The sequence below is a fragment of the Lysobacter sp. P5_B9 genome, from assembly GCF_054049835.1.
The window spans coordinates 971,058-983,759 of sequence record NZ_JBFULP010000001.1 but is presented as its reverse complement, the minus strand read 5'-3'; the positions used below and the strand labels follow the sequence as shown (position 1 = coordinate 983,759).

Sequence of the window (12,702 nt, the reverse complement as noted above, 5' to 3'; positions counted from 1 at the left end):
TCGTAGCGGGCACGAATCTCGCTCGACGTGATCCGCTCCCGCTCGACCGCCGGCGATGCGCTTCACCAGAGATCGAAGCGCACGCCTTCCCGTTCGTTGTCCCAGATCGTGCTGACCACCCACCAGCGGTCGTGGTCGAAGCACAGCTGGATGCTGTTGGCGCCACGCTTGAGCACCACCGGCGAATCAGGCGATGTGCGCGCTTCGTACAGGCTCCAGGCGTGGGCGACCTGGCCGAAACGCTGGATGCGGTGGGCGATGTCGATCTCGTAGAAGTCGTTGACGGCGAAGAACGGCTCGACGTCGCGGATGTAGCTGTCCTGGTCGAACACATGCGCACGAGTCGAGCCGTCAGGCTGCACCACCGTGCGCAGGCTCAGGGCTTCCGGCCGATGCAGGAAGCGGAAGCGCTCCCAGTCGCGCGGTGCGCCGGCCGGGCCGGAGATGCATTCGTAGATCGCGCGGATCACGCTCGGAATCTCGCGGACATCGTCGTTCCATTGCGGATTCATGGGCTACTCCTGTGGGGGTGCCGAGGTTGTGGAGCCGGAGCTCATACGCCAACCGCTACAATAGCCACCCAGACCGGCCCATGCGCCGGCGCCATCGAGGCCGCCATGAGCGCCCCAGATTCCCCCTCGGACGCAACGTCCATCAAGTTCACCGACCTCGGCCTGCCCGAGCCGCTGCTCAAGGCCCTGGCCGATGTCGGCTACGAAAGCCCCTCGCCCATCCAGGCCGCCACGATTCCGCCGTTGCTGGCCGGACAGGACGTGCTGGGCACGGCCCAGACCGGCACGGGCAAGACGGCGGCCTTCGCCCTGCCGATCCTGGCCCGCATCGATCCCGCCCAGCAGAAGCCGCAGGCGCTGGTGCTGGCGCCGACGCGCGAGCTGGCGATCCAGGTCGCCGAAGCCTTCCAGAAGTACGCCAACCACCTGCCCGGCTTCCATGTGCTGCCGATCTACGGCGGCCAGAGCTACACCCCGCAGCTGGCGGCGCTCAAGCGCGGCGTGCAGGTCGTGGTCGGCACACCCGGGCGTGTGATCGACCACCTCAATCGCGGCTCGCTCGACCTCTCGCAGCTGCGCTGCCTGGTGCTCGACGAAGCCGACGAGATGCTGCGCATGGGCTTCATCGACGACGTCGAGGCCGTGCTGAAGAAGGTTCCCGAGACGCGCCAGGTCGCCCTGTTCTCGGCGACCATGCCGTCGCAGATCAAGCGCATCGCGCAGACCTACCTGCGCCAGCCGGTCGAGGTCGCGATCAAGACCACGACCACCACCGCCGCCAACATCCGCCAGCGCTACTGGGCAGTGAGCGGCGTGCACAAGCTCGATGCGATGACCCGCATCCTCGAAGCCGAACCCTACGACGCGATGATCGTGTTCGCGCGTACCAAGCTCGGCACCCAGGAACTGGCCGACAAGTTGTCCGCGCGTGGCATTTCCGCCGCCGCCATCAACGGCGACATGGACCAGAAGGCGCGCGAGCGCACCATCGCCCAGCTCAAGGACGGCCGCATCGACGTGCTGGTCGCCACCGACGTGGCCGCGCGCGGCCTCGATGTGGAGCGCATCAGCCATGTGCTGAACTTCGACATCCCCTACGACACCGAGAGCTACGTCCACCGCATCGGCCGCACCGGCCGTGCGGGCCGCAAGGGCGAGGCGATCCTGTTCGTCGCCCCGCGCGAACGCGGCATGCTGCGCGCGATCGAGCGCGCCACCCGCCAGCCGATCGAGCAGATGGAGCTGCCCAGCATCGAGACGGTGAACGAGCAGCGCGTGTCGAAGTTCCTCGGCCGCATCACCACCGCCCTGGAAAGCACGGAACTGGCGATGTTCCGCGACCTGGTCGAGCGCTACGAGCGCGAGCAGAACGTCCCGGCGGTGGAGATCGCCGCCGCCCTGGCCAAGCTGGTGCAGGGCGACATGCCGCTGCTGCTGCAGGTCACGGCGCAGCAGCTGCGTCCGCATCGCGAAGGTGGCGGCTTCGAGAAGTCCGGCTTCGACAGGGCCCCGTTCGGCGACTCGCGTGGCGGTCAGGATCGCCACGGTGCCGAACGCCGGCCCGGTAGCAAGTTCGACCGCGAACGGCCGCGACCGGAGCGCAGCAGCGACTGGGCCCCGGCCACCTCCGCCCCCGCTTCCGCCGCACCGGCCAGCCGCCACAACGCGGCGGAGTCGTTCTTCAACGATGACGCGCCAAGCGCGCCGCGTCCGCCGCGCGAACATCGCGAGCACGGCGCCCCCGAAGCGGGCATGGAAACCTTCCGTATCGAGGTGGGCCATCGCCATGGCGTGAAGCCCGGCAACATCGTCGGTGCCATCGCCAACGAGGCGGAGCTCGAGAGCCGCTACATCGGCCGCATCGACATCCGCGACGACTTCAGTCTGATCGACCTGCCCGAGGGCATGCCGCGCGAGATCATGGACCACCTCAAGCGCGTGCGCGTCGCGGGCCAGCCGCTGCGCATCAGCCGCGATGGCGAGGCGCATCCGCACGGCCGCGATGACGACGGCGACGCACGACCGCCGCGTCGCTTCGATGGCCCGCGCGGCGGCAAGCCGCATGGCGCCGGACCGCGCAAGCCGCATCGCGGTAATCCGCACCGGTAAAACAAGAACGGCGGAGCCCGGCTCCGCCCCGCGGCATGACCTGATAACCAGCCGGCCGTGCAAGCACGCCCGGCTTGCCGCACCCTATCGGGCATGTCCCGCATCCTCGTCTTCCAGCACGTCGCGGCCGAGCCCTTGGGCACGCTGGATCCCCTGATCCGCGGACGCGGCCACCGCATCCGTTTCGCCAATTTCGAACGGCAGCCCGAAGCGGAACCCAACGTCGACCGCTACCGCGGCCTGGTCGTGCTGGGCGGACCGATGAACGTGGAAGACCGGGCGCACCGCCAGCACCTGCGCACCGAACTGCGTGCGATCGAACGCATGCTGGCGCAGGACAAGCCGGTGCTGGGGATCTGCCTGGGCGCGCAACTGCTGGCACACGTCCTGGGCGCACCGGTGCAACGCAATCCCGAACCGGAGATCGGCTGGTATCGCCTGCGGACCACGGAGGCCGGACGTCGCGACCCGGTGCTCGCGCCGCTGGGCGACGGCATCCAGGTGTTCCAATGGCACAGCTATCGCTTCGAGATCCCGCAGGGCGCTTCACACCTCGCGCGGACCGACGGCTGTGAATCGCAGGCTTTCCGCCATGGCGACAACGCCTACGGCTTCCAGTTCCACCTGGAGATGGACGAACCGCTGATCGAACGTTGGCTGGCCAATCCCGGCTATCGGGCCGAACTGGCGGAGCTCGGCCATACCGATGACGCCGCGATCCGCACGCAGACGCGGGCGCACATCGCGACCATGCAGCGGCACGCCGACGCGGTGTTCAACAACTTCCTCGATCTCGTGGGCCGACCCCAGCGACGCCACACCCTGCCTTCGCGCGAATGGGCCTGATCGGCCCGTGCATCGCCGGGTCGCCTGGTTTCAGCGCAGCTCGAAGCTGTCGCCGTCGAGCATCGCCGGGAAATGCTCCCGGTGCTGGATCAGCGGCGCCGCCTGCAGCAGCATCGTCGACACCACTTCCTCGTCCGCCGCCTCGGTGATCGGGTGGCCCAGGAAGTCGATGATCGCGCTGTCACCGGAATAGGCCAGGCCGTTGCCGTCGGTGCCGACGCGATTGACGCCCGCGACGTAGCACAGGTTCTCGATCGCGCGCGCGCGCAGCAATGTCTTCCACGGGTAGCTGCGCGCAGCGGGCCAGTTGGCGACGTAGATCAGCAGGTCGTAATCGAGCATGTCTTCGCGCTCGACATTGAAGCGATTGCGCGAATACACCGGAAACCGCAGGTCGTAGCAGACCAGCGGGCAGATGCGCCATCCCTTCCACTCCACCGTCAACCGCTCGCGTCCGGCCGCAAAGCGTTCGTGCTCCCTGGCATAGCGGAACAGGTGGCGCTTGTCGTAGCTCTGGACCTCGCCATCCGGCTTCACGAACAGCATGCGATTGAAGACGCCCTGCTCCGCGCGTATCTGCACGCTGCCGCAGATGGCGGCATCGATGCTGTCGGCCTGCCGCCGCAGCCACTCCACCGTCGGCCCATTCATGGTCTCGGCATCGGTGATGGCTTCATTGCTGAACCCGCTGGTGAACGTCTCCGGCAGGATCACCAGGTCGGTGGTGTTGTGCAGGGGTTCGATCAGGCCGGCGTAGTAGTCACGGTTGCCGGCCGGATCATGCCAACGGGTCTCGCCCTGGATCAGGGATACGCGGAGGTTTTTCATGGCTCAACTTTATCGCGCCGCCGTTGGACCGTCACGCCCTCGGAATTCCCGGTCGGTCAGCGCGCAGCAACTTGACCTCGCGTGGCGCGACCAATACCGCCACCAGGACGGACACCAACGAAGCACTGACCCTACTGACGCGCGTGCTCGCCGAGAATCCCTGAGGTGAAGATTCCCTGGCGCGCTCCCAGCGGCGGGGCCCTCCCGCCCGGAGCGGAGACCGGTACCGAGCCCCGCACATGAACGCGAAGGGCCAGCGAAGCTGGCCCTCAACACATGATTGGAGCGCCATGCACCATGGCTAGCCGCCGCTACGGCCGATGGTCCGATTCGTGCTCTTCCGATTCTTCCGATTCATTGGTAACCACCGTGACGGCACCGCTCTTCGCGTCCACATGAAGATGCGCGGGTTTGCCGTCCTTCGATGCGTCGGCATCAAAGTGTGCCCCCTCACGCTCTATACCGTGAACATTGGAATAGCCGGCCGCCTCCAGCTTGGACTTGACCTGTGCGCTGGTCAGCTCACTTCCTTTTTCACTGTATTGCGCAGCTGCCGCACCGACCGAGCCGAACAGGAGCGCGGCGAGCACTACCGCAATTGTCGAAAGTCGCTTTTGCATATGCCTTTCTCCGTACGCCCCCTTGCTACCCGGAAGTGACGCGGTACGGAACGTACTTCTTGGCGTGAGATTACGGTGTGAACCTTGCTAGTAGTTGTGTGGCATTGAAAACCGCGTAAGCGGCAAGAAATCCCAGCTTGTCGTTCGCGACCCGAGCTCAGCGCAACACGCGGAATTCCACGCGTGACCAGGCACCGCTGTCCGCAAGCGCCGTCAGCGCATGCACGCCCGGGTCGCCAAAGTCGTGGAGGAAGGCGCCCGCGCCCTGGGACTCGCCGATGAAACGCCCATCCAGGAGCCAGCGGATGCGCGCCTCGCTGCCGATGGCCCGCACCGACAGGCGCAAGGGATGGGTGCTGTTGGGCGCGCGCGCGAGGGTGGCCTTATCGTTGATGCCTTCGATGCGCAGTTCTTCGCTGGAATCGCGCCCGTCCGGCGCGCAGTCGGCCGAAAGCGCCGGGGGCCGGGCCGCGGTGCGCGCTTCCGCCGACAACCACGGCGAGGCCAATGCCGGCCAACGCGCGATTTCGCCAGCGCGCCGTTGATGCGGTCTGGCACAGTCGGCGGACAGGCGCAGGCCCGAGTGGGCGTCGACATCGAACCGCTCACGACCCGCGTTCCACAGCCGGGCATCGCGTTCGGCGAAGGTCGGCGGGACGACGCCGTCGAGCGTCCACGCTTTCAGCTTCTTGCGGCATAGCTGCGGTGCCTGGGGATCGGGTGGCAGCCCGAGTGGCCAGCAGATGTCGATCTGCACGACGTTGCGCGGCGGCGGCCGCAGCGCGCCATCGCCATGCTGCCCCGGCAGGCTGTCGATGACCTCGAACAGCAGGGGCAGCGACGTCACCACTCCATACTGGCCAGGCAGCGGCGTGCCATCGGGTCGCCCCACCCACACGCCCACCGTGTAGCGCCGCGTGCTGCCCAACGCCCATGCATCGCGGAATCCGTAACTGGTGCCCGTCTTCCACGCTACGCGCGGCCGGCCGTATTGCTCGAAGGTGTCGGCGACGCTGCCGGGACGCGGATTTGCCTCCAGCGTGTCGCGGATGATCCATGCCGCACCGGGCGACAGCAGGCGCCGCTCAACGCGCGGCGCGCCTGGCTGGTAGCGCACGTGTCCCGCGACGCCTTCGCGGTTCAATGCGGCGTATGCGCCGACGAGATCTTCCAGACGCGCACCGGTGCCGCCGAGGATCATGGCGAGATTGGGCTTGCCGCCATCAGGCCATTTCAAGTCGATCCCTGCATTCGCGAGGCGCGCAGCGAAGCGTGAGGGACCGACGCGATCGAGCAGGTCGACAGCCGGCACGTTCAGGGACAGGCGCAATGCTTCGGCCGCGCCGACGGGCCCATTGAAGGCCATGTCGAAATTACCGGGCCGGTAGTCGCCGAACGCCTGCGGCGCATCGACGAGCAGGCTTTCGGAATGGATCAGCCCGTCGTCGAGGGCGAGACCGTAGAGGAATGGCTTCAGCGTTGAACCCGGCGAACGCCACGCCTTGACCATGTCGACATGACCGAGGCGTGCCTTGTCCGCGAACTCGACCGAGCCAACGTAGGCGCGCGCTTCCAGCGTGGCGTTGTCGACCACCAGCAACGCGGCGGACGTCCGCTCGGGAAGATCGGAAAAATAGGCGGACACACGTTCTTCCAGCGTGCGTTGCAGATCGATATCGATGGTGGAGTCGATACGGACTGCCCTGGGATTGGCAACACGCAGCCGTTGCGCCAACAACGAGGCATGATGTGGTGGCTGCAGGGAGCGCGCGACGACGGGCTCCATGCGCGCGTCACGGATGTCCTGTGGCGACCACACACCCAGGCTGGCCATGCGGGCGATGACCTTGTCGCGGGCAAGGCGTGCATGTTCGGGCTCGCGATCGGGTCGCAACCGGCTGGGCGATTGCGGCAGTACCGCAAGCAATGCGGCTTCGGCGTGCGAGAGGCGTGCGGCGGGTTTGCCCAGATAGGCCCAGCTCGCGGCTTCGATGCCTTCAACCGTGCCACCGAAAGGCGCGCGATTGAGGTAGATCGTGAGGATCTCGCGCTTGTCCAGGTGGACCTCGAGCTGGATCGCGCGTCCCAGTTGCTTGAGCTTGCCCCAGGGCGTACGCGCGAACCTGCCATTGGCCGAAGTGTCGAGGATGCGCGCGACCTGCATGGTCAGCGTGGACCCGCCCGAGACGACGCGGCCGTTGCGCAGCCACTGGCCGCCGGCACGCAGCAGCGCGACCGGGTTGATGCCAGCGTGGTGCCAGAACCATCTGTCTTCGTAGTCAAGCAACGCCTGCAGATAAAGCGGCGAGACCTGTGCGGTGGTGACGGGGTAACGCCAGATGCCACCGCGATCGGCGAAGGCCCGCAGCGGTGTGCCTTCGCGCGAGAGCACCACGGCGCCGGCATCGCGTTCGCGTGGCAGCGGCAATGGGAACGCCAGGTCCAGCAGCATGGCTGCGGTGATGAGCAGCAATGCGGCCAGCGCGAATTGGAGCGGGAAGCGGCGGTGGATGCGGAGTCTTCCGAAGGAACGGAAGGCAGTGTCCTCGCCCACCGTGCCTTCGCGATGCCGCTGTTGCCCGTCATCCCGGCGCGAGCCGGGATCCATTTTGACCTTGCTGTTGCCTTTTCTCTTGAACATTGGAAGCAACGACACCAGCAAAATGGATCCCGGCTTTCGCCGGGATGACGATCCCTTTCATTCCGGCCATCCCTCCAACCCACGGCTCGTTTCGTTGGGTTGGAGAGCACGACACAGAATTCGGCTCACCGCCCGGGCTGCTTCACCGTCAGCATCGCCGGACTCGCCTTGCCGACGCCGCGCATGTTGGGACGGTACATGTCCTCGACCAGCGAGGGCGGCACGGTGTATGTACCCGGAGTCACCGCGCGTACCAGGTAGAACAATCGCGCCGTGTCGTAGGTGCTGAGCTTCAACGCAGCGACATAGCGGTCGTCGCGATACTCCTCGTGCCGCACTTCCGCCGCCTCGTCGCGATCGGCAATCTCGATGCCGTCCACGACCACGCCGGCCCACTGCTTGGCATCGCCCAGGTTGAAGTTTTCGATCTCCAGGCCCGCCGGCAACAGGTCCGTCACCAGGGCGTCGGGCATGTTGACGCTGCTCTTGATGGTGAGCTGCACGATCAGACTGTCGCCTTCCTCCAGGGTGCCGCCACTCCATTCGCTGCCGTCGGTGTTGTAGTACTTGCGCGCGACCGACACGACGCTGGCGTCCGGCTCGGGCGCGTTGCGCGGTATGCCGGCAACCTCGAGGCTGGCATACAGCGGCGGCTGGCCCTGCGGCACGAAACTCACGCCCCGCGCCAGGGCGTCATGGTCGAAAACCCGCCCGGTGATGCGCGTCGCCGCGACGTCGGAGGTTTCCGCGCCCACCTTCCACTGGCCCGACACCATCTTCTTCTGGTCGGCCATCAAGGCCTTGCCAAGCCGCGCCAGGGCCACCTGCTCCTGCGTGCTCAGCCAGAACCAACGCTCGCTACGGCGTGCGTCGAGTTCGCGTCCCAGCGAGACCGCGCGGGTGTCGTACTCCGGACTCGCGTAACCGCGCTCGTGCAGCAACGCGATCATCAGGGCGTCATCGCGCAGGCGCGTGCCGTAGTCGGCGAGATACACCGGACGGTTTTTCGGGTCCATGGCAAAGCCCATGGCTATGGCCTTGGCACCACGGGATTTGTCGCCCTGCAGCGACAGGGCCAGTCCCAGGTGCACCAGCGGCAGGCCCGTCAAGCTCTGCTTGCGACTGTTGTCGTACAGCGCCCGCAGCGTGCCGAGCGGCGCGCGGTTGACGCGCGCAAGCACGTAGCCGGCGTGTGCCTGGTAGGCGAACTTGAGATGGTCGCGGTTGTCGTAGCCATAGAACGGTGCACCGCCCGCGAGCAAATCCTCGTTCAGCGCCTTCAGGGTCTTCTGCAGCATTGCCTCGGGCACGGCGAATCCGGCCTCGCGCGCATCCAGCAGGAATTCAGCGATGTACGGCGTCAGTGTCTGGTTGACGTAGTCGCCATCGCCCCACATCGAGAAGTGACCCGAACTGACCTGCATCGAGGCCAGTCGCCCGAAGGCGCCCTCCATGCGCTCACGCCGCTGTTTCGCACCGAGCCCGGTTACGCCGAGCATGTTCGCGGTGGCCTCATCCAGTTCCAGTGCGGCGTAGCCCTTGCTCGTGGTCTGCTCGGCGCAGCCGTAGGGATACTTCAACGCGTCTTCCAGCGCGGCGGCGAACGGAATCGGCGGCAGTGCGCTGACCACCATGCGCGCCTGCACCGAACCGGGCATCAGGCCGTCGGTCAGGTCGGTGCCGAGTTGCACCGCCGCAAGTTCGTTGAGAACGCGCGTCCGCGAGCGCATGACCTGCGACCAGCCCGGACGCACCGGCACGTCGTACTTGCGGTCGACGCTATAGCCGTTGCCATTCACGCGCACGCGTACCTGCGCCGTCGTGTAGCCCTCGCGCGCAGCCAGCGGGAAGGTGTAAGTCGTCTTGCCATCGACGGCGAGCCTGGCTGTGCGCGTCGCGTCACTGAGCGACAACGGGCCGATGCCATCGAGTCGCACTTTGAAGTCGCCACTCTTGCCGGTGAAGTTCTGCAGGTCCAACGTCACGCTGCTGCGGTCGCCGGGCGCCAGCACGCGCGGCAGGCTTGCTTCGGCGAGCACTGGCGCACGCACGACGGTCTCGTTGTCCTTGCTGCCGTATCTGTTGCCCGAGTAGACCACTGCCGAAACGCGCAGCGTGCCGTTGAAGTCCGGAACCGCCAGCTTCACCCGCGCCAGCCCTTTCGCATCGAGCTTCACGGGGCCACTGAACAGATCGACGGTCTGCACATGCGCCGTCGGACGGCGGGCCTGCGGCAACGCCAGCGGCGCCATGTCGCCACCGAAACGGATCTTTGCCGTGCCGCCCTCGAAACTTTCGATCACCCGTCCGTAGACGTCGTATGCATCCACGCCAAGGCGACGCTGGGCGAAGAAGTGCGAGCTGGGATCGGGCACCGGGAAACGCGTGATATTGAGGATGCCGACATCGACCGCGGACACGGTCACGAACGCTTCCTCCCCCGCCAGCTGCGGGACGCTCACCGTCACCGGCAGGTCGCGCTCGGGGCGCATCTGCTTGGGCACGGCAAGGCCCACGGCGACGGTGCGGTCGCGACGATCCATGGGCACGTGCGCGATACCCACCGCGCGTGCGGGCGTGACCTTGTCCGTGGCGCTGCCGCCACGGAACACCAGCGCGGTGACATAAACGTCATGGCGTTCCCAATCCTTCGTAACCGGGATCTCGAACGTGCTGCCCGCTTTCGCTTCGATGTCCTGCACGTAGAGCATATGGTCGCTTTCGATCATCAGCAGGCCCTTGCCTTCATGCGGCGGCGTCAGCGTGACCTTGAGCTGGTCGCCTGCCTTGTAACCGGTCTTGTCCAGGGCGAGCTTGACCTTGTCGGGCCGGGCATCGAGGCCGCGGTTCTCGTCGCTCCAGCTCCAGCCGGCCTTGAACGGGTAGCGCGTGGTGAGCCTGGTCGCGGGATCGTAGACATCGAGGCGGTACTCGCCCCACTCCACCGGAAAATCGATCTTTGCCGGCGATGTCCCCGCATCGACCACGCGTGTCGTGATGTCTTCATAGCGGCGGGTGAAGTCGTAGTCCCAGTTGTCGTCGCTCCAGTTCCAGTGGTAATCGCGATGCTCGCGCACCAGCGTCACCCGCAGCCCCTTGCCGGGCCGGACCTTGCCGTCGCTGCCGAAGCGGCTCAGCTGGAAAACCGCATTTGCATTGGAATCGGCGCCTTCCTTGTCGTCGAACAACGGTCGCACGCCGACCAGCGCATCGGCTGGCCACAGCACGCGCTTCACGCTGCGGTTGACGCTGCGCCCCCCGGTTTCGAACACGCTGCCGGTGAGCATCGCGGCGATGGTGCTGACCGGCCTGGCCTCGGCCGGGAGTGGGATGTCCTGCTGCAACTTGCCTTCGGCATCGAGCTGGGTATCGATGACGTCTTTGGCCTCCTTCGGCAGGGCCAGCGTGGGATCGCCGAAGAACCAGCCGGGCATCTGTTCAAGCGGATGCTGCTCGACGGCGACGGTGAGTTTTGCCGTGAAGCGGTTGGATGCCGCGGGCGCGCCATACAGGTAGGCACCGGTTGCCAGCAGCCGCAACGGTTCGCCGGGCTTGATGATGTCCTGCGCCGCGAGATCCAGCTTCATGCGTTCGGGCAGGAACTCTTCCACGCGCAGGGTCATGCCCTGCACCGCTTCCTTGCTGACGGGATCCGTGCGGAATTCCACCCGCCAGCGGCCCGTGGCCGCATCGACCGGGATCACCTGCGCATGGCAGATGAAGCCCTGCGCGTCGGGCTGCAGCTTCGTTTCCAGGAACGTCTTGCCATCCGGTTGCACGTAGCGCACGAACACGGGTTGCAGTGCCTTGCCCTTGACCGCAACGGGCTGCCCATCCTGGTCGCGGAGCAATGCGGACAGGCGCGCGGTTTCCCCGGGGCGATAGAGGTCACGGCCGGACCAGGCGAAGACGTCGAACCAGGCCTGTTCGCGACCGGCCACGGCGAACTCGGAAAGGTCCAGCGCCGGTTGGTTGAACGGCAGCATCGACACATCGCCGCCGCGCTGGGCGATCAGCACGTGCGCGGCGTCGAGCTTGTAGTCGAGCATGGCGTTGCCGTTGCGGTCGGTCGCCGACTTCATCACCGGCTCGCCCGCGCCGTTGAGGATCTTCAGTTCCACGCCGCTGATGGCGCCGCCGGTTTCGAGTGAGGCGGCGTGTACGAACAATCTGTCCTTGTAGGCGCGCGCATGCAGGCCCAGGTCGCTTACGGTGAAGAAGGCGGTATCGAACTCCTCCTTGAACGTGCCGGTGCGTTTCATCACCGCGAAGTACAGGCCCGGCGCCTGCAGTTCTTCGATGTCCTGCAGCGGCAGGTAGGTCAGCACGCGCTCGTTCTTCTTGCCGCCGAGCACGAAGCGGTTGACGTATACGGGCTCGGCAAGCTCCGACAGCGGCGCGCGGCTGTGCTGGACGCCTGCATCGTCGTCCCAGGAATAGTCGCGCTCGAGGTCCCACGCGCTGCGGCGGCCACCGCGCTGGAATTCGGAGAAGAACCTGGGCAGGTCCTTCTCCCTGATCCGCAGGAATTCGACGTCGACTTCCGGCACGTTCACCGATACCACCGGCAGGCCGCGGCTCTCACGGGCCGGCAACACGCTGCCCTGCGATGCGAAGCCGACGACAGGCTCGAGGGGGCCGGTGTAGACCGTGCGTTTCTCTTCCTTGCCCAGGCGGTTGCCGTCTGCGGCGGTCAACCCTGCCTTGATCGTGACGACGTACTCCTTGCTGGCTTCCACGTGCGGGAAGCGCAGGACCCTGGCCTCGTCATCGCCCTCGTCATCGAGCACCCAGCTGCCCTTGACCGGCGCACCTTCCTTGTCGGTGACGGCGATCAGTGAGTCGAATTCCTGCGAACCCACCAGCGGCCGGCTGAACTCCAGCGCGAGGGCAAGTTCATCGTCGTCCTTCTGGTCGGGGTAGGCAGCGAGCAGGCCGAAGCCCTTCACGGCTTCCCGCTTGCCCGCGATCTTCTCGCCGGTAACTTCGGGGAGCTGGCCAGTGGCCTCGCGCTTGCACCCGCCAACGACAGACAGGGCAAGCAGCGCCAGCACGAACATGCCATGCCACTGCAGGCGAACGGAAGACAAACGGGACCGCAAGGATCCATCCCGACACCGAACGCGCTTCATGCGACTCTCCCCAG

At 66.5% G+C, this 12,702-nt stretch carries 7 protein-coding genes; 2 read left to right on the top strand and 5 right to left on the bottom strand.

Going from position 1 to position 12,702, the window contains the following annotated elements:
* Positions 1–62 precede the first annotated feature (62 nt).
* Entirely contained in the window at positions 63–512 is a 450-nt protein-coding gene (locus ACXJJ9_RS04730) for a hypothetical protein (RefSeq protein ID WP_310052418.1), read from the bottom strand.
* Between the two features lie 105 nt (positions 513–617).
* Between ACXJJ9_RS04730 and ACXJJ9_RS04725 the strand changes: the two genes are divergently transcribed.
* Together ACXJJ9_RS04725 and ACXJJ9_RS04720 are read left to right on the top strand one after the other, a co-directional pair.
* On the top strand, positions 618–2,621 hold the full coding sequence (locus ACXJJ9_RS04725; protein WP_457096044.1) for a DEAD/DEAH box helicase: 2,004 nt from the start codon (positions 618–620) through the stop codon (positions 2,619–2,621).
* A gap of 93 nt (positions 2,622–2,714) precedes the next feature.
* Positions 2,715–3,467 carry a type 1 glutamine amidotransferase gene (locus ACXJJ9_RS04720; protein WP_457096043.1) on the top strand — a complete coding sequence of 251 codons (753 nt, stop codon included), beginning with the start codon at positions 2,715–2,717 and terminating at the stop codon, positions 3,465–3,467.
* Positions 3,468–3,497: 30 nt separating this feature from the next.
* Here ACXJJ9_RS04720 and ACXJJ9_RS04715 read toward each other — a convergent pair whose 3' ends face one another.
* The 4 genes from ACXJJ9_RS04715 to ACXJJ9_RS04700 all read right to left on the bottom strand — a co-directional run bounded on the left by ACXJJ9_RS04715 (position 3,498) and on the right by ACXJJ9_RS04700 (position 12,616).
* Entirely contained in the window at positions 3,498–4,295 is a 798-nt protein-coding gene (locus ACXJJ9_RS04715; RefSeq protein WP_457096042.1) for an amidohydrolase, read from the bottom strand.
* Between the two features lie 311 nt (positions 4,296–4,606).
* Positions 4,607–4,915 carry a PepSY domain-containing protein gene (locus ACXJJ9_RS04710; RefSeq protein ID WP_457096041.1) on the bottom strand — a complete coding sequence of 103 codons (309 nt, stop codon included), beginning with the start codon at positions 4,913–4,915 and terminating at the stop codon, positions 4,607–4,609.
* Positions 4,916–5,072: 157 nt separating this feature from the next.
* Positions 5,073–7,523, bottom strand: a complete 2,451-nt coding sequence (pbpC, locus tag ACXJJ9_RS04705; RefSeq protein WP_457096164.1) for a penicillin-binding protein 1C — start codon at positions 7,521–7,523, stop codon at positions 5,073–5,075.
* Between the two features lie 158 nt (positions 7,524–7,681).
* Entirely contained in the window at positions 7,682–12,616 is a 4,935-nt protein-coding gene (locus ACXJJ9_RS04700; RefSeq protein WP_457096163.1) for an alpha-2-macroglobulin family protein, read from the bottom strand.
* Positions 12,617–12,702 lie beyond the last annotated feature (86 nt).